The sequence below is a fragment of the Lactiplantibacillus plantarum genome (genome assembly GCF_014131735.1).
In the GTDB taxonomy this organism is placed as follows: domain Bacteria; phylum Bacillota; class Bacilli; order Lactobacillales; family Lactobacillaceae; genus Lactiplantibacillus; species Lactiplantibacillus plantarum.
Genome location: NZ_CP039121.1, coordinates 848,170 through 873,510, shown reverse-complemented (window position 1 = coordinate 873,510; position 25,341 = coordinate 848,170). Strand labels below are relative to the sequence as shown.

Below are 25,341 nucleotides of genomic sequence, written 5' to 3'. Positions count from 1 at the left end.
CACCAACCATTATTCTTTTATGACGAATTTAAGTAATGTTTCCAGCATAGAATGGTGCTCACCGAATGTCAAGCGCTAATCGTGGGACGCTGTCATCCCCTTAACGCCAATATCAGTTCGGTACACTAGATCACCGACTCTGAGTTGGTCGATTTGTTGATAAACAGCCCGCTGTGCTGCGACCAAGCTCGGGGCACTTGCGGTAACCATCATCACCCGGCCACCCGCACTGACCAATTGATCCGGGGTACCCGCAACGCTAGCATAATCCGCACCAGCAACCGTCGGAACCGGTACACCGGCTTCAGTTGGTCCCGGATAACCGGGAGCAGCTAGTACGACGCCAAGATAAGTTGCCGTCGTTTGCCACTGCGCGTGTGGTTGCCGATGTTGCAATAAATCGACGATGACTTGATAAAAATCACTCTGTAGTTGTGGTAATAAGATCTGCGTTTCAGGATCACCCAGTCGCAAATTATATTCAATAACTTGAACACCGGTCGCAGTCAGGATTCCCCCAACATAGATAACCCCTTCAAAGCTTAACCCATCGGCTTTGAGACCTGCAATCGTCGGTTCAATAATTGTCGCAATCGTTTGATCGATAACCGCGGGCGTGATTTGCGGTACTGGTGAATAGGCCCCCATACCACCCGTGTTCGGTCCCCGGTCATGGTCCTGTAACCGTTTATGATCTTGGGCGGTCGGTAATAACGCATAGTGCTCACCACCAACCAAAACCATTTGGGAAAACTCAAAGCCAGCAACGTAGTCCTCGATCAAGACCGTCGAACTAGTTTTAAAGGCCGTCTTAATCGCTGCCGCGGCTTGTTCATAACTCGTCGCAACCGTCACCCCTTTACCAGCTGCCAGCCCATCGACTTTGATAACTTGCGGCACCGCTTGTTCATGACTATAAGCTAGTGCCGAATCCAATTCATGAAATTGCCGGTAGTCGGCCGTCGGAATGTGATGGCGACTCATGAAGGCCTTCGCGAATACCTTAGAACTTTCCAACTGTGCCGCAGCTTGGTTGGGGCCAAAGATAGCCAGGCCGGCTGCTTGAAAGTAATCAACAATGCCCGCGGCTAGCGGTACTTCGGGCCCGACGAAGGTCAGGGTAACCGTATTGGCCCGTGCAAAGTTGACCAACCCCGCAAAGTCCATTTCGTCAATCGCTAGTGTCCGAATACCATCCCGGATCATGCCTGGATTACCGGGTGCACAATAGACGGTACTGACTTGCGGACTTGCCATCATTGCCTTGGCAATGGCATGTTCGCGACCGCCACCACCAACTACTAATACGTTTGCCATGCACGCACCCATCCTTTCATTAATGCCGGAAGTGTCGAACACCAGTGGTGACCATCGCAATACCATAACGGTCGGCCATGGCAATCGAATCCTTATCACGAATACTACCACCTGGTTGCACGATTGCACGAATGCCGTGCTGCGCAGCATATTCGACGCAATCATCCATTGGGAAGAACGCATCCGAAGCTAGGATAGCATTTTCGTAGCCAGCTTGTTGCATCGCCTTACCGATGGCAATCTTAGTTGAATCGATTCGATTCATCTGACCAGAACCGATTCCCAATGTCCGATCTGCGGTGGTTACAACGACCGCATTGCTCTTAACGTGCTTCACAACTTGTTGGCCGAAAGCAAGTGCTTTTAGCTGCGCAGGTGTCGGTTGGGTTGCGGTGACTACGGTAAAATCAGCTGGCGTTTCGAAGGCCGCGTCGACCTCCTGACGTAGTAAGCCCCCACCGACTGAAATCGTTTCAAACTTATCGGCCGTGTGCGTTTGCTCAAAGTCAACCGTCATCAAGCGCAGATTCTTCTTCTTGGCCAAAATAGCAAAGGCATCGTCATCAAAACTCGGGGCAATAATAATTTCCAAGAAGAGTGCGTGCATCTTCTCAGCCGTTGCGAGATCGACTGGGCGATTTAAGGCAATGATTCCCCCAAAGATTGAAATCGAATCGGCTTCATAGGCTTTATCCCAAGCAGCCTCAATCGTCGTACCCAAGCCAACCCCACACGGATTCATGTGCTTCATTGCAACTACGGCCGGCTGCTGATATTCACAGACCATCCGCAAGGCGGCATCCGCATCCTTGATGTTATTGTAAGAAAGCTCTTTCCCATGAATTTGCTTGGCACCCGTAATCGAGAAGTGCGCTGGTAAGGCATTTTCGTAAAAGGCAGCCTTTTGATGGCTGTTCTCACCATAACGCAGGGCCTGCTTCTTATCATAAGTAAGGGTCAACTTTTCTGGAAATTCTTCAGTCGTTAAATATTGGGCAATCAAGGCATCATAGGCCGCAGTATGTTGAAAAACTTTGGCCGCTAACCGTTGACGGAGTGCCGGTGTGACCGCGTCCGTCTGCAAATCAGCCAGAATCTGCTCATAATCAGCAGGATCAACAATTGGCAGTACCGCGGCAAAGTTCTTAGCTGCGGAACGCAGCATCGACGGACCACCAATATCGATTTGTTCAATAGCTTCAGCTTGTGTGACGTCTGGTTGTTGAATGGTTGCTTTGAATGGGTACAGGTTAACCACGACCATGTCAATCGGTTGAATACCAGCTTCTTTTAATTGCGCCATGTGCGCTGGCAGGTCACGTCGTGCTAATAGTCCGGCGTGAACCTTAGGATGGAGCGTTTTGACCCGACCGTCAAGCATTTCAGGAAAACCGGTCACTTCTTCGATTCCGATGACTGGAATATCAGCTGCTTCCAGTGCCTTTTTGGTCCCACCTGTTGAAATCAATTCATAGTCAAGGGCAACGAGGCCCTTCGCAAAATCAGTTAATCCCTGTTTATCAGAAACACTTAACAACGCACGTTTTGTCATCTTAAATTGCTCCTTCATTAATGAGTGTCTGTAATACATCTGGATAAAATTGGTGTTCACAATCATGAATCCGGGTCGCCAGGCTGGCTAGCGTATCGTCTGGTGCAACCGGAACGACCCGCTGGGCAATAATTTGCCCGGTATCGATTCCGGCATCGATATAGTGAATGGTAACGCCCGTCTCAGTCACACCAGCGTCAAAAGCATCCTCGATACCGTGACGACCTGGAAATTTCGGTAACAATGCTGGGTGGATGTTGATAATTTTATGCGAATACGCATTCAAGAGGGTCGGACCGATAATACGCATGTACCCGGCCAATAAGACCAGTTTAATTTGTCGCGCTTGCAAGGCCGTCAAAATGATGGCTTCCGCGGCCGCTTTATTCGCATAATCATGAAAATCAACAATCAATATCGGTATGTTAGCTGCCCGGGCTTTATCAATGACCGGCGCCGTGGGTTGATCACAGACGAGTAACCCAATCACCACCGGTAACTGCCGTTCAATAATCGCTTGGTGGAGTGCAACAAAGTTGGTGCCGTTCCCCGAAGCAAATACCGCAATCTTATTAGGCATGTTCAGCCTCCTCGAAAACGACGGGGGCCGTCCCAGTTTGGACTGTTCCGACGCGATAATAGGACTGCGCGTTGGCCGTCAAATTAGCCGTCACAGCCGCCACTTGGTCGGGGTGAACGACCAAAACCATTCCCAGGCCTAAGTTAAAGGTCGACCGAAGATCCGTGGCAGTCAGCCCACCGAGTTCGGCCAATAACGTCATAATTGGCGGCACCGGCCATTGACCCAATTCAAGGTGCGCACTCAAGCCCGCCGGTAACGCTCTGGCGACGTTCTCAATCAAGCCGCCCCCAGTAATGTGGGCGATACTCGTCACTAATTTCTGCTGTAATAATGGTTGAACTGCATCAACGTAAATGGTCGTTGGTCGTAAAAGTTCCGTTTGTAAATCATGACCAAGTTCGTCAAAAACCGTGGTCAATTGGTAGTCGTGTTGTTTGAATAAAATATCACGAACTAGACTAAACCCATTCGAGTGGAGGCCATTAGACGGCAACCCAATCAAGACGTCCCCAGCCCGAACATTTGCTGGTGATAACAGGTCCGCGCGGTTCGCAATTCCGACCGCAAAACCAGCGAGGTCGTAATGGTCCTGACCATACATATCGGGCATCTCCGCAGTCTCGCCACCAATCAACGCTGTATGGGCCTGCTGACAGCCCGTGACGACGCCAGTCAAAATGGCTTTGACCCGCTTCTGATCCGTATGTCCAAGACCTAAGTAATCTAAAAAGAACTGGGGGGTCGCGCCTTGTGCCAAAATATCATTCACACACATTGCGACCAAGTCAATTCCAATCGTGGTATGTTGATCAGCAGCGATTGCGACTAAGAGCTTAGTCCCCACACCATCCGTCCCCGCTACTAACACGGGATCGTTGGCAGTTGCATCCGAACTAAGTGGAAACGCCCCCCCAAACGCGCCTAATTGCTGATTGCCACTCATTTGTTTGACCGTCTTTAAGACGTCGTAACCAGCGTTGATATCAACGCCAGCCCGCTTATACGCATCGCTCACTTGATCACCCCTTCATGATTGGCTTGTAATTGCGCAATTTCCGCATCATACTCGGCTTGGTAATCATACAGGGCCGTTGGATAATCCCCATTAAAATAGGCCATGCATAGTCCACCATACGGTTCGGTGGTCGACAAGCCAACTGCATCAACGACGCCCTGTTCACTGAGAAAACCAAGTGAGTCCGCACCAAACGTCTGACACATCTCCCGAATCGTTTGCTGAGCCGCAATCAATTCATTAGTCGATTGAATATCGATACCGTAAAAACATGGATAGCGTAATGGTGGCGATGCAATTCGTAAATGAACTGACTTTGCACCCGCATCTTTCAATAATTTGACGATCCGCCGACTGGTGGTACCACGTACAATCGAATCATCGATTAAGACGACTCGTTTACCAGCGACAACACCTTTGACCGCTGAAAGCTTCATCCGAACCCCCTGTTCTCGCAATGCTTGGGTCGGCTGAATAAAGGTCCGTGACGAATATTGATTTTTAATTAATCCCATCTCGTAAGGCAGGCCACTCGCTTCCGCATAGCCGGTCGCCGCTGATAAAGATGAATTGGGTACCCCGACAACAATGTCGGCGTCCACGGGCTGTTCAACAGCGAGCTGAGCACCCATTCGTTTACGTGCAGAATGGACGTTGACGCCGTGAATATCAGAATCTGGACGTGCAAAGTAGATAAACTCCATTGAACAAATCGCCAACTGTGTATCAGTCGTATAATGGTCGATCGTCAAACCATGATCATCGATCGTTAACAATTCTCCCGGCTGAACATCTTGAACAAACGTCGCACCAATCGTATCAAGCGCGCAAGTTTCACTACAAACGACGTACCCGCCCGTGGGTAACTGACCGACGACTAATGGTCGTAACCCGTTAGGATCCAAAGCGGCAATCAAACAATCATTCGTTAGTAGTAAGTAAGCAAAGCCTCCGTGGACTTGACGTAAAGCATCCTTAACCTGTTCCGTTAACGTTGCTGCGGGGCTGCGTCGAATCAGATGCATTAAAATCTCACTATCAGAACTAGCATGAAAAATGGCACCATGCTGTTCCAACCGTCGCCGCAGTGTCACCGCGTTCGTCAAATTGCCGTTATGTGCGAGTGCAAACTGTGAGTCGCTAAAATTAAAACTCAAGGGTTGAATGTTTTCCAATCCATGATTACCAGCCGTGGCATAACGTACATGGCCGACTGCAGCTTGACCCGTCAAACGTGCCAACCGCCGTGGGTCCCGAAAGACATCAGCCAACAACCCTAGTCCGCGTTCCGTCTGCAGTTTGCCGTGATCATTCGCCGTGATACCGGCTCCTTCTTGCCCCCGGTGTTGTAACGCATGGAGCCCAAAGTACGTTAATTGGGCGGCGTCCGGCGAGCCCCAAACCCCAAAGACGCCACATTCTTCATTCAGACTTCTTACTTCAGTAGGCATGGTAAGGCCCCTTCCCACAACTGTTTGGCGAAACTAACCTTAATATCAAACGCCTGATCAGCAGTTTGAACGTGTAGCCGATCCGTTGCAGTTGTTCGTCCTAAATAGGTCACATATGGTTCCATTAAACTTTCAAACGCGGCTTGCTGTGCTGGTGTCACCGAGATAACAAATCGTGACTGCGTTTCCGCAAAGAAGTTGGCAGCGGGCAAGTCACTGGCCAGTTCCACCCCGATATTTTGTGGAAAACATGATTCGGCAATCGTCGTAATCAAGCCACCTTCAGAAACGTCGTGGGCACTAGCAACTAGTCCTTTTTGAATCGCAGTTAACAATAGACGCTGATTACGATTTTCAGTCACAAGGTCAAAATCAAACAGCTCGCCACTGATTGTTCCCGTCAACATCTTTTGCAGCTCACTACCATTGAAATTGGCTTCTGTGGTACCTAACACGTAGACTGCATCGCCAGCGTGTTTAAAATCGCTAGTCGTAATATCTTTCTGATGCTTAATTAACCCGACCATCCCAATCATTGGGGTGGGATAGATGGCTTCCCCGTTCGATTCATTGTTCAACGAGACATTGCCAGAAATCACGGGCGTATTGAATAATTGGCAGGCACGAGCGATGCCCATCGCCGATTCGTCCAAATCGTAAAATTGTTCAGGTTTCTCTGGATTACCATAGTTCAAGCAATCAGTGATGCCTAAAGGTTGCCCACCGGAAGCGACAATGTTTCGAGCAGCTTCCGCAACGGCGATTTCTCCACCGACACGGGGGTTTAAGTATAAGTATCGCCCGTTAACATCGGTGGTGACCGCCAACGCCTTATCCGTATGTCGAATCCGTATGACCCCCGCATCGGAACCCGGCTTGACGACCGTATTCGTTTGGACCTGCGAGTCATACGTTCCATATAACGACGCTTTGGAAGCAATCGTTGGCTGTTGGAGCATCTTCTTCAATGTGCCAGTTGCATCAACTAGTCGTGGCATAAATTGATGATGGCTCTGATGGTTCAAGCGCGTTGGTCGTTTCTTTTCGCGTTCATAGACCGGCGCTTTGGTCGCAAGTGCATCGACGGGAACATCTGCAACTAACTTACCATGATGGAATAATTGATACTGGTGGCCGGCTGTCACTTTACCAATTGTGACAGCATCAAGACCGTACTTTTCAAAGACTTGATAAATTTCTGCTTCGGCACCAGCTTTGACACATAGTAACATCCGCTCCTGTGATTCAGAGAGCATCAGTTCAAACGGCGTCATGCCAGTTTCACGTTGTGGTACCAAGTCAAGATTCAGTGACAACCCACTGCCTGCTTTGGACGCCATTTCGGCTGAGGAGGAAACTAGGCCCGCCGCGCCCATATCTTGAATCCCGATTAAAACATCACGATGTTCATGAATAACCTCGAGACACGCCTCCATCAATAATTTTTCCATAAAGGGATCACCAACTTGAACCGCGGAACGCTGGGTTTCATTGGCGTCATTAAATTCAGCAGAGGCAAAGGACGCACCGTTAATGCCGTCACGCCCCGTTTTTGCGCCGACATAAATAACGGCGTTGCCAATTCCTGTTGCTTGGCCCTTCTGAATATCAGCTTGATCCAAGATTCCAACACACATGGCGTTCACCAACGGGTTCTTCTGATAACTCGCATCAAATACCGTATCACCACCGATTGTCGGAATTCCAATACAGTTGCCATAACCGCCAATGCCGGCGACTACTTGCGAAATCAAGTATTTCGTATGAGCATCAGTCGGTTCCCCAAAGCGAAGACTGTCCAGCAGCGCAATCGGCCGGGCCCCCATCGAAAAGATGTCCCGAATGATACCACCCACACCCGTTGCCGCACCCTCATAAGGTTCAACTGCAGACGGATGATTATGACTTTCAGCTTTAAAGACCACGGCCTGACCATCACCGATGTCGATAATACCGGCGCCTTCACCAGGCCCTTCAAGTACCTGTTCACCCTGCGTCCAAAATTTTTTCAAGACTGGTTTTGAATTCTTGTAGGAGCAATGTTCGCTCCACATGCCGGAAAACAACCCGGTTTCAGTCTCGTTAGGTAAGCGTTGAAGGACCTTATCCGTTAATAATTGATACTCAGCATCGGTTAAGCCCCAATCCCGATAGACCTTAGAATCGCGAACATCTGTAGGTGATAATGGTTGCTTTTTAAGCATGGGTGACCTCCTCTTGACTCGCAATGACCGATTGAAAAATTCCGAGACCGTCCGTGGAACCTAAGATCATCTCCACGGCCCGTTCCGGATGGGGCATCATCCCAAGCACATTTCCCGCTTCATTTGTAATGCCAGCAATATTAGCCGTGCTGCCATTTGGATTCTCGACGTATTCGAAGATGATTTGATGATTAGCACGTAATTGCGCCAAGGTGGCCTCATCACAATAATAATTGCCTTCGCCGTGGGCAATCGGTAAACTAATTTGATCTGTCGATCCGTATGCGGTGGTAAAAATCGTCTCATGATTGGCAATTCGTAATGGGCTGTCCTGACAAATAAACTTCGCTGAGCGATTGGCCTGCAATGCACCAGGTAATAATCCGGCTTCGGTCAAGACTTGAAAGCCATTGCAGATTCCGATGACTGGTTTACCAGCGTTAGCAAATGCAATAACGGCCGGCATGATGGGCGCAAAGCGGGCAATCGCACCACTCCGTAAATAATCACCGTACGAAAAGCCACCAGGTAACACCACCGCGTCATAATCTGCTAATGAGGTCGCTGTCGCCGGAATCAAATCAGCCGTAACGTGTAAAATATCGCGCAAGGCATTCACCATGTCATGATCACAATTAGAACCAGGAAAGACTGGTACGGCAAATTTCATCATTACAAAGCCTCCATCTCAGTAATTTCGTAACGATAAGTTTCCATATTAACGTTGGCTAACAAGCGATCACACATCTCGTCGATTTCAGCGGCAACTGGCCGATCATCCGCGTGAATTTTCACCTCAAAATACTTACCTAATTCAACGGCATCGACATTCGTATATCCAAGTCGGTGTAAGGCATCATGAATCGCCTCACCCTTGGGGTCTAGAATTGATTGCTTATAAGTCACATAGATTTTAACTAAGTACATGTTAGGCCTCCTCAACGGTTGCTAGCCGCGTCAATACTTCCTGATAAACACTAGTCAAGTCGCCTAGATCCTTGCGGAAGACATCCTTATCAAGCGATGCACCGGTCTTTAGGTCGACTAACCGACAACTATCTGGTGAGATTTCATCAGCCAGCAAGACTTTACCGGTGGTCGTCAACCCAAATTCGATTTTAAAATCAACGAGCTGTACCCCCATCGCCGCAAAAATTGCCGTCAAACGCTGGTTAACCTGTAAGGCCTGCCGTTTAATTTCCGCCACGATTGCCGGTGTTGCAACATTTAGCGCGTGGATTTGTGAATCATTGATAAATGGATCATCCAGCTGATCACTCTTATAGAAAAATTCCAGTACTGGTTCTGCAAATTTGGTTAAGTGTGGCACGGCAAATTTACGCTCAAAACTACCCGAAGCCGCATTCCGAACAACTGTCTCCAAGGGAATCATGGTCACGCGACGGACAAGTTGCACATAGTCTGAAGGTTGCTCAATAAAATGGTTGGCAATGCCGTGATTGGCTAAGTCTTTGAAAATCAAACTCGCGATGCGATTATTCAATCGGCCTTTCTGGTCAATGGGAACCTTCCGCTTACCATTTAGCGCTGTTGCTTGATCTAAGTATTCGACCCATAGAATTTCAGGATCATTAGTGGCATACATCGCTTTCGCTTTACCCGTGTAAAGCAAAGCTTGTTTCTCAATCGCTGCCGTCATTATTATTGTTCCCCTTTCAAATTTGCCACCGACGCTAATGCTGCGTCAATATCGTGATTTAATACGGTGACATGACCCATCTTGCGCTGGGGCTTAATGGCCGCCTTACCGTAGTCGTGAAAATGCCATTCTGGGTGTTCAACCAACTGTTGACGTGCCACTGTTAAGTCATCACCTAGCAGATTACGCATCACTGCCGGACTGGTCTGCGTAATGGCCGGAATCGGTAAGCCACAGATACTTCGAATATGGGCCTCAAACTGCGAGATGTTGCAGGCCTCAATCGTATAGTGACCAGAATTATGTGGGCGTGGTGCCAGTTCATTGACTAATAAAGTATCATCCGGTAAAACAAAGAATTCGATTCCTAGCACGCCGCGTAGTTCCAGAGATTCAGCAATCGAAACCGCAATTTTGCGGGCCGCACTATGAACACTGGGCTGAACATTAGCTGGGGCAATCGTTGTGTGTAAGATATGATGTTGATGCTGATTTTCAACTAACGGAAAAGTCGTAACAACACCAGCAGCACTACGCGTCACCATCATGGAAACTTCTGTTCGAAATTTCTGCCGCGCCTCTAGAATGCACGGCTGTGTCAATAAGACACTAGCGGCTTTTGTCACCACTGCTGTGTCTAGATCCGTTTGTCCGTGACCATCGTAGCCACCTGCCGCCGTTTTGAGAATTGCCGGCGTACCAACACGGTTGAGGGCGTAATTTAATGACTGTAAATCCGTCACCGGTGCGAAAGATGTGACTGGGATGCCATGATCATGAAGAAATTGCTTCTCATTAAGACGATCTCCAGTAATATGCAGGAGTGCAGTGCCCTGCGGTAACTTTGCATAGGCTTGCGCAGCAATCAAAGCATTCTCATCAACGTTTTCAAACTCGTAGGTCAAGACATCACTACGGCGCGCTAGATCAAGTAAAGCCGCCTGATCATCATAAGCCGCAACAATCTGAAAATCTGCGACCTGGGCTGCCGGTGCTTTGGGTGTCGGGTCAAGGACACCTACCCGATAGCCCATCGCCTTCGCGCTAAGCGTCATCATCTGACCGAGTTGACCGCCACCAACGATTCCGATCGTTGCGGGTGGTAAGAGTGCTTCCTTAAAATTGGCGTTCACTTTGTTCAGCCTCCTGACGTTGACGAGCACGAAATTCTCCAATTGCATGTTGTACTTGTGGTTCCCGTAAACCGATAATTTGGGCGGCCATTAGCGCACCATTCTTAGCCCCCGCATCACCAATCGCCATCGTCGCCACGGGTACGCCAGCTGGCATCTGTACGATTGACAATAACGAATCAACTCCGTTCAACGTATGGGTCTTAATGGGCACCCCAATTACCGGGAGTAGTGTATTGGCAGCTAGCATCCCGGGTAAATGGGCAGCGCCCCCCGCACCCGCAATAATAACTTGAATTCCCCGTGACGCTGCTTCTTCACCATAGGATTGTAATGTCTGGGGCATTCGGTGGGCCGAAATAACGTGACGCTCATAAGAGACTCCCAGTGCCGTTAACTGTTCTGCCGCTAATTGCATGGTTGGCCAATCAGAAATTGACCCCATAATCAAACCAACTTTCGCCATCATGATCCCTCTTTCCCTGTTTTCACCATTAGTTTAGCAATCAGGCGGGACGCTGTCAACGAATTTCTTAACTTTATCTATTAATTAACGTTTTAATGTTCGTGTTAATTAAATTGATAATTAGATTAATGCTACCTCAACATGTACGAATTACCTCACTGTTTGCAGGTTTTCGGTGTCTGAAAAAGGTTATCAACTGATTTCAAGCGACTATCTTGATAATATTATTAATATTGAAATTTCCGAACAATCCGTCATCATCTAAGTTTCACCATAACAAACTTACTGCTACCATTATCAACAACTATCCGTTGAAACGGGCCATTAACTTTTGTCGGTGCGCACCAACAATTGACAGCAATGACTGGGAATCGGCGTAGGACGAGCAACTAAGCATGTTTATGCTAACTCAGACTATTTATAGCGGGGCTAAACTGACTGCCGCTGAACTTAAAAACAATCAACAACTTAATTTGCGAACGCTTTCCTAAAGGATCGGATTGAAGTGACCAAAATAACGCAAAAAAAGTCTCAAGGAAGCGATTCCTCGAGACTTTTTTAAGGTACTAATTATTTTGCTGAAGCGCCGGAAACACTATCGACATCAGGCGCTTCAGGCTTGGTTGGTGCTTCTGGTGCGGCTTCCGTATCGGCTGAAGCGCCGGAGACATCATCCACCGCTGGGGCAGCATCAGGCTTCGTTTCCTTCGCCTTCGATGAAGCTCCTGAAACGGCGTCCGTCTTAGCATCTGGATCAGGTGCTAACATCTGGCCCGTCTGCTTCAGGTAATACTTCACGATTGGTAAGAGGTCGAGCACAAACTCGTTGATACCTTTGTACTCACCCTTATCGTCATGCAAAGCTTGATAATAGTGCATCACATACTTATTAGGGATACCAGGTACCGGTAACTTGAAGAGATCAGTCTCACCGGTTCGTAGCATGTGTACCGCTCGCTTAACACCAGGTACGGCCCGCTTTGGATGACAGTCAGCTAGTGGATTACCGGCTTGAGCAGGTGTCCGTGAAGCTAACATCTTGTCGCCATCCATTTGATGGTTATAGTATAAAAATTGGTTGTTGGCATCGGCATACGTCAATTCCATTGGCATCGAGTTGAGGAACCAATTTAATTGGTTGACGGTCAGCACACCCCGATCGAGCTTAACGTAGTCGTCACCCTCAGCCGCATGGGTCTTAGCAGCCGCTTGTTCGACCCAATCAGCCGCATGCATGTTGACGCCCTTGATTGTCGTTTCAACTTCGCCCTTAGCCTCAAGGTCTTCATTCTTCCAATCATCAGCGTGTGCTTCCGCATCCATCGCGTTGACCATCTTGACAAACTTCAGAAACTTGCCTAACGTTTCTTGTAAGAACGAGACAGTCCGAGCATCCTTCAGATTGTTTTGGTCATCGAAAGCCTGCTTAACTTCGCCGAGCAAAAATTCATTACCAGGCATGACCACAGCATCAACACCCGGTGACTCTAAAATCTGGCGTAGATTCAACTGTGCCCGCGACGAACCTTGATCATAGTAAGAAGCGCCAACGATCAATACGGGTTTCCCTGACATCGGGTGAATTTTAAACGACAACCATTCGATCACGCTTTTAAGTGCAGCAGTAATTGTATGATTATGTTCAGGTGTCGCAATAATGACCCCGTCCGCCTGCATGATCTTTCGTTTCAAATATTGAACGGCTTCACCTTCTGTTTGATCATCACTCTGATTAAACATTGGTACATCTTGAATATCCAAAATTTCAATATCAACCATGTCACTAAAATGATTAGCAATAAACTTTAACAGTAACCGATTATAAGACTTATCTTCAATTGAACCCGCAATTCCAACTAATTTCATCGTCGTCGCCCTCTCTATAATTTTTCCCAATCCATTTCACGAACTTCTTCATACGTCGTCGCGTTGGCATTCTTTAATTTTTTCGTGATTTCGACAAAGACTTGGAAATCCTTGAACAACCCATCGAGCTTCGTCGCTTTCTGTTGGTCCGTTAAATTCCCCTGGTCATCAAAGGCTTGCAATGAATGACCAAGCATAAATTCTGAACTTGGCATGATCCGCGCCCGTAATTCTGGTGAATCCAAAACTTGCCGCAGATGTGCTTGAGCCCGTGATGTGCCGAGTGCCCCGTATGAGGCCCCAATAATCATGACGGGTTTGTCCACGAAGGGCTGGATATGGAATGATAACCATTCGAGAGCATTCAGTAATGCCGCGGGAGCCGAATGATCATACTCTGGTGTACTAATAATCACACCATCAGCTTGTTCGATCTTATCCGCCATTGCTTGCGCCTGTGCCGGAATTTCATGATTTTCGGGCTTATTGAAGATTGGTAGACCCTTGATTTCCATTAATTCAATCTCTGCTTGATCCGCATAGTGGGACTGCATATATTGCAACAACTTACGGTTGGTCGACTCATCTGAATTGGTTCCAACCATCGCGATAAATTTGTGCATTGAGAACAACTCCTTCTATGATCAAATAGTCAAATATTATATAATTTCTTAGTCAATAACTATATTGTAGTGGATTTCACTAAAGAAAGCAAAACAATTTTAAGCGCTTTCAGTTTTGTTATGCAAACAACTGAACTCACTGATATTAGGCTTATCCGTGCAATCAAGTAAATTCAGTATCCGCGCAACGTTACCGTAATTATATCTGCTTAACAAATTTTTTCACAAAGCTACGACGCTACGATCAAATCAATCAAATCCGCCGGGGCAATTCGACCAAAGTAATGGGTTAAGTCCAACGGTGCTAGCGCCGTCATAATCGCCTGCCGTTCATATTTCACACCAGTCAACCGTGCAACGACGGGAGCAATCGGTTCTGCACCGAAGAAATCGCCATAAATCGTAACTGCTTCGATGCGCCCTGCCACCACGTTTAACTGAAACTCGACGGTCCCAGCATCAAAATGCCGGCGCTGCTTAACTGTAAACGCTGGTGACTGACCGTAAATCCAATCCCAGTTGGTAAAATATTGTTGGTTCAGTGCTGCTACCCCTGCCAGTGCCGTTTCATCTAACTGATACGTCTTAGCTTGACTCAAATCAGCCACGCCCAGGATTTCACGGGCCAACGTATCGCGAAATTCCTCAATCGTCAAGTGCTGATAAGCCGGCGCCATGTACGGTTTCAAGTTCGTGACTCGACTTCGGACCGACTTGATACCCTTAGAGACCAACTTATCGGTCGGCACCGTAAGAGCTTTCGCAATTTGCGTCTGGTCGACATCATACATCAGCGTTCCATGGGAGAACATCCGGCCATTCTCAACGTGCATGGCATTTCCTGAGAACTTCTTGCCATCAATCAATAAATCATTGCGGCCACTCATCGTCGCACCAGTGGCCCCCATCGCGTGTAAAGCCTTTAGAACTGGTGCTGTGAACCGCTTAAAGTTACCAAAACCGTCCCCGTCGTCCTTAGTAATAAAACTAAAACTGACATTTCCAAGGTCATCATAAACCGCTCCACCACCAGAAGTTCGCCGCGTCAATGTAATGTGGTGTGCGTCAACATAGTCCTGGTTAATCTCTGCCTTGACATTTTGGTAACGGCCAACAATGATGCAGGGGGCGTTAATGTAAAAGTATAGAATCGGTTCCGTCAAATCGGCATGTTCCATCAAGTAAGTCTCAATGGCAAGATTCGTGCGAATATCATGGCTGGAGCTTGCAAGATAGCGCATCGTCACACTTCCTATTCTAAATAAATCCGTTGCAAATCATTGATTTCATTGTTAGTTAATTTAAGCTCAGTGTGTAAATAGTGGTTTAAATTACCCGATTGTCGTTTAATTTCGGTCATAGCGGCGTCCAAATAAGCCGCATCAACTGACCAGAGGGCCCGAATACTTTCGACCGTTGCATCTGATGCGCCCTGAGCACGTGCTTCGGCCATCGCACCATTGATCCGGCCAATCGAAGCCTGATTAGTTAAGAGATAATCCTGCTTGATCGTTTCAAAATCGACTCCGAGTGCGGTTAACAGGTATACCGCCCCCATTCCGGTCCGATCTTTTCCCGCAGTGCAGTGAAATAGTAACGTCGAATCGGGTTGATCATTTGCAAGTAGATTATCAAAGAACCGGCGATACTCGTCCTTGGCATGTTGCTCGTCGGCCACCATCTGATAGACCTTTAGCATGTGCTTGAATCCACTATCTGGATGCTTCTCCAAGTTAGCCGTCATCTTGTCAGTACCGTCAGAATTCCGCGTTTCGTCCACATTGAACACTGGTGCGTACACGTACTTAGCATTGGCAGGAATTCGATCTGGCGCATCTAAGACTTCTTGTGGTGAACGAAAGTCAATATCGTAGCGGACGCCATAATCATCCAGCAAAGCTTGGCCGGCTGACGTTAATTGATCAAGCCCACCAGTCCGAATGACCTTATGCCACTTGATTTTTCGACCGTCTTTAGTCGAGTAACCACCGAGTTCACGGAAATTAATGCCACCTGGTACAGTTAATACACGTTGATTTGTCATTTTTGAAACCACCTATCTGTTAACTTTTCATTTTCTATTCTAACATTATCGGTCAGTTTAACGGTGCCCCAATCACCGAATCAGTCGCTTTATTTCCAAGATAATTCGTTAGCACCATCGACACCAACCGACATCAACGCGTGCTATAATGTAAGTTACATAGCCAGCGACGGCCCGTCAAATCCAGAACACGTTTGCTGACAAACAGCATCACAACCTTGGACCGATTAGCCATAAATTTCCATACTGGCACTAAATAAAAAATATTCACTGAATAATATAACGGAGGATCTTTCGATGACATTTGATTATGCACACCAAACTGATTGGCCCATGACTAGTGGTCAACATCAGTCACCAATCGATATTCAAACACAACACGTTCAGTCTTCACAGCTATCCGCCATCAACTGGCGAGGCTTGTACCAAGCCAAAACGATTACGGGCGAAGCGACGACTTTGAAGGCTAGTGGAATTGGTGCCGCTTATTTGAACGACCGCGACTTTGCCTTTCAACAGATTCACTTTCATACGCCGGCAGAACACTTAATCGATGGGCAAGCCGCACCAATCGAATGGCATCTCGTTCATCAAAGTGCTACCGGCCAGCTCGCCGTCGTCGCCGTTTTTGGACGGATTGGCAAGCCTAATTCTAGTTTACAAGGCTTACTTGACCAGTTCACAGCCCAAACGAGCCATGAACTGACAACACCGGTCAACTTAACTGAGCTCCTCCCAGATACCGGGACGGTCTATCACTACTTGGGCTCATTGACGACGCCGCCACTAAGTGAAACCGTTGAATGGTATGTCTGTGCCGATACTGTCATGATTGGTGAACAACAATTAGCTGCTTATCAGCAATTATTTGCCGCTAATAACCGCAAGATTCAACCGTTAAACGATCGGCCAATCATTGCCGAACGTTTCTAAATAATTTTAATGGGGTGAGCTGATGCCTAAGAAAGTAATCTGGGGCTTGATTGCAAGTGGCCTATTTCTTTTATTGATCGTCGGTCTCGGACTGACAACACAAATCCATCAAGATAAAGTCAGTCACGTGATTACTGCGCAAAAACGGCCATTGATCATGATTGGAGGTAGTAGCAGCACGCGGACTGACTTTGATGACATCATCCGTTCACTTAATGAGCAACAGCACCATCCGCTCATCACCCTGACTGTTAAGGCGAACCAAAAATTGGCGTTTAAAGAAAAACGCGTCGAGAACACCAACCTTAACGATGCCCTCATCGTGATCTTTTTCGAAGATAGCACGGACTCAACAGAGAACATTATGACCCAAACGAACGGCTTAGCCAAAGCTATTCGTTATTTGCAACGTCACCAACATCTCACCACGGCCAACGCACTCGGTTATTCAAATGGTGGCCTGATCTGGAGTCGCTATCTAGCAGGTTTGAGCTCGTCCAAACCATTAGCAGTCCACGATTTGATGTTGATTGGCACCCCATTCTTGGGTACTGATGCTGCACATCCTGATAAGACGCTCTATACATCACTTCTTGATCACAAGAACCAATTCAAGAAATTGCATGCGGTCATCAACATTGCCGGTGACACTGGCGAGGGTAACGACGATATCGTACCGCTCAGCAGTGTGAACGCTGGTGGCAACTTATTTATGAACAATGTTACCCGCTACACCGCCATGACTGTTAACCAAAAATCAATTAGTCACGGTGACCTGCTTCACGAAGCATATGTTGCCCGGCTCATTCGTCAAAATCTGATCAATCAATAATATTTTTAGCTTTAGCTGATAAAAAACTGAGCCACCCTTCATGATGATGAAGGGATGGCTCAGTTTTTTTATGATTGATTGTCCGCTATGACTACTGGCGATCAAACTATCCAACAATTTAGTGTCACGAGTAGCCCACACACGGGTTGCATAGGGCTCAAAGGGGCGCCACGTCGATTATGAATTGGCAGTCGCTACAAATCGAGCTAGCTCATCGGTCGACATACCGGCACTGACACCCACCAGTAACTTAATCCGGGCTTTTTGTCCATTCAATCCCTGACAAAAAATCACACCCATTTGTTTCAATTGAACACCGCCACCTTCATAAGCATAGACATCCTGAGCGATACCGTTGAAGCACCGGGAAACCAGTACAACCGGAATCTGCATGTCTAATAATTTTTGCACAGCTGGTAACGTCGCCGGTGGCAAATTCCCCGCTCCCAATGCTTCAATGACTACGCCATGAGTCGTGGGTTGTGCAATGGCGTCAAATAGTTCTGGTCCCATCCCGGCATATGCTTTGATCAGAAAAACATTATCCGTGACCGTTTGAATCGGGCAAACCGTTGACCGTAGTAATGATTCAAAAAAGACAATGCCTTTATTAGCGACTAACCCAATCGGGCCAAAAGTCGGTGTTCTAAAAGTGGCCACGTTGGTCGTATGCGTCTTAGTGACGTAGCGGGCCGAGTGGATTTCATCATTCATAACCACTAAAACACCTTTTTCGGCCGCATCCGGTGTACTAGCCGTTTGAATCGCCGTTTCGAGATTATGCAGACCATCCGACCCAATCTCATTGGCGGACCGCATTGCGCCGGTAATCACAACGGGGAGCTCATTCGGTAAAGTAAGATCTAGAAAATACGCCGTTTCTTCTAGCGTATCCGTACCGTGAGTCACAACCACCCCATCGACCCCTTCGTGTGCGGCCTTATCGATCCGTTGCTTTAACTGCAACATCCGTGCCGGGGTGATGTGCGGCGACGGCACGTTAAAGACGTCCTCAGTCTCTAACTCAATATCCGTGCCAAATGAACTCTGATAATTGTCTAAAGGATTTTCATCTCCGGGGGTCACATTGCCGGATTCATCGGCCGACATCGCAATGGTGCCACCAGTGTGTAATACCAAAATCTTCTTCAAGAATACTCCTCCTCATCTTTTCACGTGCCTACGCACATCTAACAGTAAAATTATTTTAGGCTTGCCATCGCCTAATTGCAATCCACCCTCACTGGTTCTTCATGACAACTTCCTTAGATTCTCATACAAGTGATATCAACTAAAAAAACTAGCAACCATTCAAACAATTTACAAAACCTAGCAACCAGATCAGTACGTTTTATTAGCCTACATAGTGCTAGTCACTCGGTTAGTTCACTTATCAACTAGTTCGTTAATCGGTTCGTCGGTTAGTTACCCCTTCAGGACGAAGTCACTAACCTCAGTGCACCTTATTACTCAATTTCAGTCTCGGGGCTAACCGATTGGCCACTCGCTAGACGTTGATAAGTCAGCGTTTGACGTCCCAATGACTATCAAGCGAGAAAATAATGATTGACACTCGCGTTAGTTGCCTTTATAGTTAGTTACATAAGTAATTAACCAAATAACAAACCAACTAACTTAAGAGAGGTATTTAAAATGACAACCACACCAATCATGACCGTCAGCGACCTGCACAAAACGTATGGTAAGGCGGGCAGCAAACAATACGAAGCGTTAAAAGGCATTAATTTCAATGTGCAACCAGGGGAATTTGTCGGAATCATGGGCGCATCTGGTTCAGGGAAAACCACCTTGCTCAATATGCTGGCCACACTGGACCAACCAACTAGCGGTGAAGTAACGATTCATCAACAACCGATTACACATCTGAAAGGCAATCAACTTGCTGATTTCCGGGCCAAAGAGATTGGGTTTATCTTCCAAGATTTCAACTTATTAGAAACTATGACTGCTTACGAGAATATCGCCCTACCATTGTCGCTGCAAAATACGCCAGTCAAAAAGATCAAGCCAGCTGTCGAAAAAGTCGCACACCAATTGGGAATTGAAGAATTCCTATCAAACTATCCTAATGAATTATCTGGTGGTCAAAAGCAACGTGTGGCAGCCGCACGAGCCTTAATCAATGACCCCGCTATTCTATTTGGTGATGAACCAACTGGTGCCCTTGATTCTAAGTCAGCGCGTGAATTACTCGACCTGTTCACCAAAATCAACCAAGAACGGGCTGTCTCTATCTTGCTGGTGACCCATGACCCATTTTCAGCTAGCTTCTGTCAACGAATCTTATTCATCAAAGATGGCCGGATTGGGCAAGAACTTAAACGTGGGGATTTAAGCCGCAGTGATTTTTATCAACAAGTCCTCGACAACCTAGGGACGTTTGAACAGTAAGCCGAAACAGTAAAAGGAGTCCTTTAAACTATGTTAACTAAACTTGCCATGACCGGCTTCAAACACCGTTGGCGCGACTACCTCGTTCTCTTTTCAGGACTGATCATGTCTAGCGCAATCTTCTATATGTTTGAAGCACTGGCCACTAACCAAGATTTCTTAAAACAAAATACGAGTATTAGTATGGTCGGCCTCATCTTCCAATTTGGTTCCGTACTACTCACAATCATCACATTAGTCTACATTGGCTATGCTAACTCATTCTTATTAAGTATGCGTAAGCGAGACTACGGGCTCTTCATGCTCGTTGGTGCACGCAAAAGTAAGATTGGTCAATTAATTTGGCTGGAAACACTACTTGTCGGTATCACTGCAACCATTGTCGGCATTCTTGTGGGAACAGCCTTAACTGTCGGTGTAAGCCAGATTCTGATTAACAGTCTAGGCCTGACGCTTCACCATTTTGCAGCCTGGTACACGCCAGCTGCCATTGCGACACTGTTACTCTACGTTGGATTGTTCTTAATTGCCGGTTTATTCAACCTGCTATCCCTGACCAAGACACCAGCCTTGAAATTACTACACAGTAATGATCAACCTAACCGGCCACAACTAAAACCAGCCCGTCAACTCATCGAAATTGTCGTCGGTGTCATTTCAATTGCAATTGGTTACTGGTCAATGGCTAACCTGAAAATTTTGCAACTGATGGGAATTGGAATTGCGCTCGTCACAATTGTTCTTGGAACTTATCTGCTGTTTAACGCTATTTTTGTCTGGTTAATGGTCGCACTCAAACGATTCTCATTTGCCCAACGTGGTTTGAATGGCTTCACCTTATCACAGCTAAGCTTTAGAATTCGTAATTACACTAAGATGCTGTCAATTGTCGCAATGCTATTCGCACTAGCTCTCGGCGCAATTACAGTTGGAATGGGCTTTCACAGTCAAATTCCATCAATGGCTAATATTAATAACGCTTATGATATGGGACTGGTCAACGCTAGTACCGCTGAAAAAGCACAAATTGCAGCGATGAAGCCCAAGACAACGGCGACCTATCATTTCAAAGCAACCAAGAAAGTCGTTTATTTCCAAGCTGCTGAATTCAATCGGCAACCATTCACGACTATTCATACTCGCAATAAGAATCAACTGACTTTTAATACCGTTCATAATAATGCGGCTAAATTACAAAAATCAGAAGATAATTATCAACTGATGCAGCTTCAGAGTGGTGTCATGGCAACCGCAACACCCGTATTTTTATCAAAAACGGCGTACGCGAAACTTGCCCAGCCTGAACAGCGACTAACTGTGTTTACTACCAACAACGTTATCGAACATCGCGTTGCATTGAACAAACTGGCCAAACATCACTTTCACACTACCAGCCCTGAACAATTTGGAGGTCGCTATGCGATGTATCTAATGGTTAACGGCATGTACTCCGGGCTGGAATTTATGGGTATGTTCCTCGGTATCGCCTTTCTTGCAATGCTAGCTAGTTGCCTGATGTTCAAGATTCTGTCTGGTGCCGATGCCGATCAACACCGTTACAAAATGCTCGATAAAGTTGGAACCACTAGACGCCAGCTCAACGGTGCCATTAACAAAGAAATTGCTGTGCTCTTTATTCTTCCTGGAATCGTTGGTATTGTACACGTCTTGTTTGGGTTACAAATGTTCAAAATCATAATGGTTACCTCACCATATACCGGAATTTGGTTACCATTCTTGATTTTTGCCGGTCTCTACCTACTTTACTATCTCATTACGATCACCATCTATCGGCGAATCGTTTTACAATAACCTTTCGGAGGAGGGAAAAATCATGGTATACTTTGGATTAGTCGCTTTATTAATCGTTATTACACCATTACACCGTTACGTGCTCGCAAGTCGTCGTCAATTCTGGTTAGGGGCGCTCATGCCGCTTCTGTGGCTGAGCGTTAACTTCGGTTTAGCCACCCAGATTATCTTTGAACATCAAGACATTCTACTGGCCGTACTGGGCACCCTCCTCCTACTCTCTAGTTGGATTGCTGCCCGGATCGATCGTACCGAACGACAACTGCACCAGCCGCAACAAAAGGCCACAACGAAATAGGGCAATCACTGCAATGAGGTGAATAAAATGCAGTTCAACTTTAATAGCACGGAACCAATCTACTTGCAGGTTGCCGACCAAATTGAAGAAGCTATCTTTACGGAAACCTTCGCTGAAGGTGAACAAATTCCTTCGACAACCGAGATTTCTAAAGAATTTCATATTAATCCTGCGACCGTGCTTAAGGGCATGAATATTCTAGTTGATGCCCAATTGATTGAAAAACGGCGTGGGGTCGGGATGTTTGTCATCGCCGGTGCACAACAACGAATCGTTGAAAAGCGCCGGGATCAGTTCTACACCGACTACGTTAAAAAACTAGTCGCTGAAGCACAAAAGCTCCACATTACGCAAGATGAATTAGCTAAATTAATTGAACGGGGGTTTTCCGAATCATGAGTATTCAAGTTCAGGCTGTCCAGCAGGCCTTTCGCGGTCAAACCGTCCTGGATAATCTTAACCTAACGATCAAACCAAACACGATTTACGGTTTGCTAGGCCGCAATGGTGCTGGTAAAAGTACCTTGCTGAACATTATCAGCAATCGTATCTTTGCTGACAGCGGAACGGTCACCATGGACAACGAATCCATGTGTGATAACGACCGCACGTTAGGAAAGGTTTACTTGATGAGTGAAGTTAACCTCTATTCTGAGCGTTCCCGGGTCAAACAACTGTTTAAAACCACCGCACTACTCTATGGTGATTTTAATGACACTTATGCTAAAAAACTAGCACAAACCTTTGGCCTCGATTTAAACGCGCGATTTGGCAAATTATCGACGGGTTACCGAACAATTTTTAAACTGATTATTGCGTTATGTGTACCGGCTGAATACATCTTTTTAGATGAACCAGTCCTCGGTCTGGATGCTAATCACCGCGAAATTTTCTATCAAGAACTGATTGAAACCTATAGTGACCATCCCCGCACATTCGTGATTTCGACTCATCTCATTGAAGAAATTACGAACTTGATTGAACATGTCTTTGTGCTGGACCATCATCATATTATTGTTGATGGTGATGTCACCGACATCCTAGGGCAATCTTACGCGGTAACTGGTCCACAAACTGATGTCAGCACTTATACGGATGGTTTAAATATTATCGGCAAGGATCATCTTGGCGGAATTACGGCCCACTACGTTTACGGGCCATTAGATAACGACCGACCAATTCCTGATACGGTCACGGTCGAGCATCTGGACCTACAAAAACTATTTGTTAACCTGACTAATACCAAGGAGGAGGCCGCCGCTCATGTCAATTAAGGTTCGCAACACCACCCGTTATTTATTAACGGAACAATTGAAAATGACGGGGTGGTCGGTACTCGCTTTATTCGTCGTATTCGGAATACTACCGCTACTATTTGCAGTTATTACGGGTAATATTCGGCAGTATTCTCCACTTGGTAATTTTGCTAGCCTAAGCCTCGGGCCACTCTTCTTCATGCTTATCTTTATTGTGGGGTCACTCACTTACGACAACTTTAAGCTCTTAATCCAAAATGGGATTTCCCGACAAACCTACTTTCAAGCTCGAGTATTCGCATTACTCATGCTTAGTGGTTTGCTTGTCATCATCAATGCCATTTATTACTACGGTATTCATGCTCCGTATTTACACTGGAGCACCAACACCGCGTTGATGAGAACGGGCTATTCGCTGTATAGCCATGCGCTGGGAAGTCAGGTCTGGCTAAACATTTTAGCTAGCTTATGCTTTAACTGGATTTTCTACATTGGTGTTGGCCTTACCGGCATCGCTTGTGGGACCTTACTCGCGTTATTTGGTAAATGGGCCAAAACGATTTTAATCATTGGCACCCCCATCATTGGCATGCTTATTATTTGGATAATGGTCATCATTATGACTCGCAATCAATCGAATTATAATTACACGGGACTTGAAAACTTCTTGAAATTTATTATTGGTTATCCCAGCCACGGTGAAGCGACAACTGGTTACTTTAACCCAACCATGCCATTCATCACAATGCTGGTAGGTTGCGGTATCATCGGTGGTCTCGCTTATCTGTTCAACCGTAAGTTAAGAATCAGAAATTAAGCTGATAATCTAAAAAATGAAGCAGGTCGTGAAGTTATTGACTTCACGACCTGCTTCATTTTTTAATGGTTAATACAAACGTCACACCATTCGAGAAGTGGTTTTCCCACTAACGCTACTTTTCAACCTGCGTATTTTGCAAATCCGTCTTAACCACGATTACATCAGTCAACGCATTACGCTGCACATACGTTGTAACCGAGCCTTCCAGCACGCGTTCAACGGCATTTAACCCGGTTGCCCCCATCATGATCAAGTCATTATGATGATCCTTGACGAAGTCCTGTGAAATAATTGGTTTCGGACTTCCCATTCGAATGTGGAAGGCAATGTCCGTAAAGCCATCCTTTTTGACTTGATCAACCGTTTCTTTTAAATAAGCTTCAGAATCCTGAACCAATTGATACGTAATATCACCATCCGCCAAACCAGCTAAATTATACCCAAACTGACCGGGATCAATGACTGCTAACACGTCGATATGTGCCTCATTACGTTTAGCGACTGCAACTGCTTTATCAAGCGCAATCTCAGCTTGTTGTGAGCCATCGAGGGGAACTAAAATATTCGAATATTCTTGTACCATTGACGTCACGCCCTTTCCATCTGTTAATTCTATTTTACCATTTATCAGCGTTGGTTGCGTTATCATTTATATAAACTAACTACCAGTTATGCACAGCAGCTCGCCGGCTAGCAGTGTCGGGTTTACATAATATTTACAACAACGACATCTGATATTTACAGTTACCCCTTACAATTGGAGTTAATCCACTTGGGGGTGAATAGTATGCTTTCTTTAGGTATTCGACCAGGCCTAATCGCCAGCCATACAATTGTAATCAACGATGCCCTTTCATATCAAATCCGGTTAAGCAAATTGCGTCTCGGACCCGATGTCTATCGGCTAGACATCCGTGCAACCACTACACTGGGCCGCTTGACCGTGTCCCACGCACATTACCATAACTTTGCCACGGCCCAGCAAGCCTTTAATCATCAGCGCCACCAACTTGAATCGCACTAAAAATATCCAACACGCAGCCATTTAATTATGATAGGATGGT

Annotated in this window: 26 protein-coding genes; 9 read left to right on the top strand and 17 right to left on the bottom strand. The window is 46.5% G+C overall.

The features are described from left to right. Nucleotides 1-75: 75 nt before the first annotated feature. The 15 genes from purD to E5260_RS03835 all read right to left on the bottom strand — a co-directional run bounded on the left by purD (nt 76) and on the right by E5260_RS03835 (nt 15,914). On the bottom strand, nt 76-1,317 hold the full coding sequence (gene purD, locus E5260_RS03905) for a phosphoribosylamine--glycine ligase (RefSeq protein WP_003644724.1): 1,242 nt from the start codon (nt 1,315-1,317) through the stop codon (nt 76-78). Nucleotides 1,318-1,336: 19 nt separating this feature from the next. After that, a complete protein-coding gene (gene purH, locus E5260_RS03900) occupies nt 1,337-2,869 on the bottom strand; it encodes a bifunctional phosphoribosylaminoimidazolecarboxamide formyltransferase/IMP cyclohydrolase (RefSeq protein ID WP_003644725.1) in 1,533 nt (510 codons plus the stop codon). A 1-nt stretch (nt 2,870) separates the two neighbouring features. Next, complete coding sequence (gene purN, locus E5260_RS03895) at nt 2,871-3,449, bottom strand: phosphoribosylglycinamide formyltransferase (protein WP_003642593.1); 579 nt, start codon at nt 3,447-3,449, stop codon at nt 2,871-2,873. Next, nucleotides 3,442-4,467: a phosphoribosylformylglycinamidine cyclo-ligase gene (purM, locus tag E5260_RS03890; RefSeq protein ID WP_003642592.1), complete on the bottom strand. Its 1,026-nt coding sequence runs from the start codon at nt 4,465-4,467 to the stop codon at nt 3,442-3,444. The genes purN and purM overlap by 8 nt, the downstream gene beginning before the upstream one ends. Further along, entirely contained in the window at nt 4,464-5,918 is a 1,455-nt protein-coding gene (purF, locus tag E5260_RS03885) for an amidophosphoribosyltransferase (protein WP_003642591.1), read from the bottom strand. The genes purM and purF overlap by 4 nt, the downstream gene beginning before the upstream one ends. Continuing rightward, a complete protein-coding gene (gene purL / locus E5260_RS03880; protein WP_003642590.1) occupies nt 5,903-8,122 on the bottom strand; it encodes a phosphoribosylformylglycinamidine synthase subunit PurL in 2,220 nt (739 codons plus the stop codon). Before purL ends, purF begins: the two co-directional genes overlap by 16 nt. Continuing rightward, nucleotides 8,115-8,795 carry a phosphoribosylformylglycinamidine synthase subunit PurQ gene (gene purQ, locus E5260_RS03875; protein WP_003642589.1) on the bottom strand — a complete coding sequence of 227 codons (681 nt, stop codon included), beginning with the start codon at nt 8,793-8,795 and terminating at the stop codon, nt 8,115-8,117. Before purQ ends, purL begins: the two co-directional genes overlap by 8 nt. Continuing rightward, nucleotides 8,795-9,049: a phosphoribosylformylglycinamidine synthase subunit PurS gene (gene purS, locus E5260_RS03870; protein WP_003642588.1), complete on the bottom strand. Its 255-nt coding sequence runs from the start codon at nt 9,047-9,049 to the stop codon at nt 8,795-8,797. Before purS ends, purQ begins: the two co-directional genes overlap by 1 nt. Nucleotide 9,050: 1 nt before the next feature. Next, complete coding sequence (purC, locus tag E5260_RS03865) at nt 9,051-9,782, bottom strand: phosphoribosylaminoimidazolesuccinocarboxamide synthase (RefSeq protein WP_003642587.1); 732 nt, start codon at nt 9,780-9,782, stop codon at nt 9,051-9,053. A 2-nt stretch (nt 9,783-9,784) separates the two neighbouring features. After that, nucleotides 9,785-10,915, bottom strand: a complete 1,131-nt coding sequence (gene purK, locus E5260_RS03860; RefSeq protein ID WP_003642586.1) for a 5-(carboxyamino)imidazole ribonucleotide synthase — start codon at nt 10,913-10,915, stop codon at nt 9,785-9,787. After that, nucleotides 10,899-11,381 carry a 5-(carboxyamino)imidazole ribonucleotide mutase gene (purE, locus tag E5260_RS03855; RefSeq protein ID WP_003645861.1) on the bottom strand — a complete coding sequence of 161 codons (483 nt, stop codon included), beginning with the start codon at nt 11,379-11,381 and terminating at the stop codon, nt 10,899-10,901. The genes purK and purE overlap by 17 nt, the downstream gene beginning before the upstream one ends. A 570-nt stretch (nt 11,382-11,951) precedes the next feature. After that, nucleotides 11,952-13,247: an NADPH-dependent oxidoreductase gene (locus E5260_RS03850; protein WP_003644728.1), complete on the bottom strand. Its 1,296-nt coding sequence runs from the start codon at nt 13,245-13,247 to the stop codon at nt 11,952-11,954. Between the two features lie 14 nt (nt 13,248-13,261). After that, nucleotides 13,262-13,870, bottom strand: a complete 609-nt coding sequence (locus E5260_RS03845) for an NADPH-dependent FMN reductase (RefSeq protein WP_003642583.1) — start codon at nt 13,868-13,870, stop codon at nt 13,262-13,264. A 230-nt stretch (nt 13,871-14,100) separates the two neighbouring features. Continuing rightward, the gene (locus E5260_RS03840; RefSeq protein WP_024002690.1) at nt 14,101-15,111 is read right to left on the bottom strand and encodes a lipoate--protein ligase; all 1,011 of its coding nucleotides are present in this window, start codon (nt 15,109-15,111) and stop codon (nt 14,101-14,103) included. Nucleotides 15,112-15,122: 11 nt separating this feature from the next. Further along, a complete protein-coding gene (locus E5260_RS03835; RefSeq protein ID WP_003642581.1) occupies nt 15,123-15,914 on the bottom strand; it encodes a tyrosine-protein phosphatase in 792 nt (263 codons plus the stop codon). A gap of 297 nt (nt 15,915-16,211) precedes the next feature. Here E5260_RS03835 and E5260_RS03830 point away from each other — a divergent pair, with 297 nt between their 5' ends. Both E5260_RS03830 and E5260_RS03825 read left to right on the top strand, forming a co-directional pair. Next, complete coding sequence (locus E5260_RS03830) at nt 16,212-16,847, top strand: carbonic anhydrase family protein (protein ID WP_003642580.1); 636 nt, start codon at nt 16,212-16,214, stop codon at nt 16,845-16,847. Between the two features lie 22 nt (nt 16,848-16,869). Next, nucleotides 16,870-17,679, top strand: a complete 810-nt coding sequence (locus tag E5260_RS03825; RefSeq protein WP_003642579.1) for an alpha/beta hydrolase — start codon at nt 16,870-16,872, stop codon at nt 17,677-17,679. 177 nt (nt 17,680-17,856) lie between these two features. On the opposite strand, the gene E5260_RS03820 is transcribed toward E5260_RS03825, so the two are convergent. Next, on the bottom strand, nt 17,857-18,831 hold the full coding sequence (locus E5260_RS03820; protein ID WP_003642578.1) for an asparaginase: 975 nt from the start codon (nt 18,829-18,831) through the stop codon (nt 17,857-17,859). 501 nt (nt 18,832-19,332) lie between these two features. Between E5260_RS03820 and E5260_RS03815 the strand changes: the two genes are divergently transcribed. Genes E5260_RS03815 through E5260_RS03790 form a run of 6 tightly spaced genes read left to right on the top strand, consistent with a single transcriptional unit; the run spans nt 19,333 to nt 24,274 of the window. Continuing rightward, a complete protein-coding gene (locus E5260_RS03815; protein WP_003642577.1) occupies nt 19,333-20,091 on the top strand; it encodes an ABC transporter ATP-binding protein in 759 nt (252 codons plus the stop codon). 30 nt (nt 20,092-20,121) lie between these two features. Beyond that, nucleotides 20,122-21,903: an FtsX-like permease family protein gene (locus E5260_RS03810; RefSeq protein WP_003642576.1), complete on the top strand. Its 1,782-nt coding sequence runs from the start codon at nt 20,122-20,124 to the stop codon at nt 21,901-21,903. Between the two features lie 22 nt (nt 21,904-21,925). Further along, nucleotides 21,926-22,201, top strand: coding sequence for a hypothetical protein (locus E5260_RS03805; protein ID WP_003642575.1), 276 nt, complete (start codon nt 21,926-21,928; stop codon nt 22,199-22,201). 27 nt (nt 22,202-22,228) lie between these two features. Next, a complete protein-coding gene (locus E5260_RS03800; RefSeq protein ID WP_003642574.1) occupies nt 22,229-22,600 on the top strand; it encodes a GntR family transcriptional regulator in 372 nt (123 codons plus the stop codon). Next, nucleotides 22,597-23,475, top strand: a complete 879-nt coding sequence (locus E5260_RS03795; protein ID WP_003642573.1) for an ATP-binding cassette domain-containing protein — start codon at nt 22,597-22,599, stop codon at nt 23,473-23,475. The genes E5260_RS03800 and E5260_RS03795 overlap by 4 nt, the downstream gene beginning before the upstream one ends. Beyond that, the gene (locus tag E5260_RS03790) at nt 23,465-24,274 is read left to right on the top strand and encodes a hypothetical protein (RefSeq protein WP_003642572.1); all 810 of its coding nucleotides are present in this window, start codon (nt 23,465-23,467) and stop codon (nt 24,272-24,274) included. Before E5260_RS03795 ends, E5260_RS03790 begins: the two co-directional genes overlap by 11 nt. Nucleotides 24,275-24,389: 115 nt before the next feature. On the opposite strand, the gene E5260_RS03785 is transcribed toward E5260_RS03790, so the two are convergent. Continuing rightward, nucleotides 24,390-24,860: a universal stress protein gene (locus E5260_RS03785; RefSeq protein ID WP_003644733.1), complete on the bottom strand. Its 471-nt coding sequence runs from the start codon at nt 24,858-24,860 to the stop codon at nt 24,390-24,392. Between the two features lie 204 nt (nt 24,861-25,064). Between E5260_RS03785 and E5260_RS03780 the strand changes: the two genes are divergently transcribed. Then, nucleotides 25,065-25,301: a hypothetical protein gene (locus E5260_RS03780; RefSeq protein WP_003642570.1), complete on the top strand. Its 237-nt coding sequence runs from the start codon at nt 25,065-25,067 to the stop codon at nt 25,299-25,301. Nucleotides 25,302-25,341: the final 40 nt, after the last annotated feature.

Coding starts and splice junctions, on each gene's coding strand:
- E5260_RS03835 (WP_003642581.1), bottom strand. CDS start 15,914: ATGACAAATCAACGTGTATTAACTGTACCAGGTGGCATTAATTTCCGT.
- purL (WP_003642590.1), bottom strand. CDS start 8,122: ATGCTTAAAAAGCAACCATTATCACCTACAGATGTTCGCGATTCTAAG.
- purC (WP_003642587.1), bottom strand. CDS start 9,782: ATGACGGCAGCGATTGAGAAACAAGCTTTGCTTTACACGGGTAAAGCG.
- E5260_RS03790 (WP_003642572.1), top strand. CDS start 23,465: ATGTCAATTAAGGTTCGCAACACCACCCGTTATTTATTAACGGAACAA.
- E5260_RS03850 (WP_003644728.1), bottom strand. CDS start 13,247: ATGAAATTAGTTGGAATTGCGGGTTCAATTGAAGATAAGTCTTATAAT.
- E5260_RS03805 (WP_003642575.1), top strand. CDS start 21,926: ATGGTATACTTTGGATTAGTCGCTTTATTAATCGTTATTACACCATTA.
- E5260_RS03785 (WP_003644733.1), bottom strand. CDS start 24,860: ATGGTACAAGAATATTCGAATATTTTAGTTCCCCTCGATGGCTCACAA.
- E5260_RS03830 (WP_003642580.1), top strand. CDS start 16,212: ATGACATTTGATTATGCACACCAAACTGATTGGCCCATGACTAGTGGT.
- purN (WP_003642593.1), bottom strand. CDS start 3,449: ATGCCTAATAAGATTGCGGTATTTGCTTCGGGGAACGGCACCAACTTT.
- E5260_RS03840 (WP_024002690.1), bottom strand. CDS start 15,111: ATGCGCTATCTTGCAAGCTCCAGCCATGATATTCGCACGAATCTTGCC.
- purH (WP_003644725.1), bottom strand. CDS start 2,869: ATGACAAAACGTGCGTTGTTAAGTGTTTCTGATAAACAGGGATTAACT.
- purQ (WP_003642589.1), bottom strand. CDS start 8,795: ATGATGAAATTTGCCGTACCAGTCTTTCCTGGTTCTAATTGTGATCAT.
- E5260_RS03815 (WP_003642577.1), top strand. CDS start 19,333: ATGACAACCACACCAATCATGACCGTCAGCGACCTGCACAAAACGTAT.
- purF (WP_003642591.1), bottom strand. CDS start 5,918: ATGCCTACTGAAGTAAGAAGTCTGAATGAAGAATGTGGCGTCTTTGGG.
- E5260_RS03810 (WP_003642576.1), top strand. CDS start 20,122: ATGTTAACTAAACTTGCCATGACCGGCTTCAAACACCGTTGGCGCGAC.
- E5260_RS03825 (WP_003642579.1), top strand. CDS start 16,870: ATGCCTAAGAAAGTAATCTGGGGCTTGATTGCAAGTGGCCTATTTCTT.
- E5260_RS03795 (WP_003642573.1), top strand. CDS start 22,597: ATGAGTATTCAAGTTCAGGCTGTCCAGCAGGCCTTTCGCGGTCAAACC.
- E5260_RS03800 (WP_003642574.1), top strand. CDS start 22,229: ATGCAGTTCAACTTTAATAGCACGGAACCAATCTACTTGCAGGTTGCC.
- purE (WP_003645861.1), bottom strand. CDS start 11,381: ATGGCGAAAGTTGGTTTGATTATGGGGTCAATTTCTGATTGGCCAACC.
- E5260_RS03780 (WP_003642570.1), top strand. CDS start 25,065: ATGCTTTCTTTAGGTATTCGACCAGGCCTAATCGCCAGCCATACAATT.
- purD (WP_003644724.1), bottom strand. CDS start 1,317: ATGGCAAACGTATTAGTAGTTGGTGGTGGCGGTCGCGAACATGCCATT.
- E5260_RS03845 (WP_003642583.1), bottom strand. CDS start 13,870: ATGCACAAATTTATCGCGATGGTTGGAACCAATTCAGATGAGTCGACC.
- purS (WP_003642588.1), bottom strand. CDS start 9,049: ATGTACTTAGTTAAAATCTATGTGACTTATAAGCAATCAATTCTAGAC.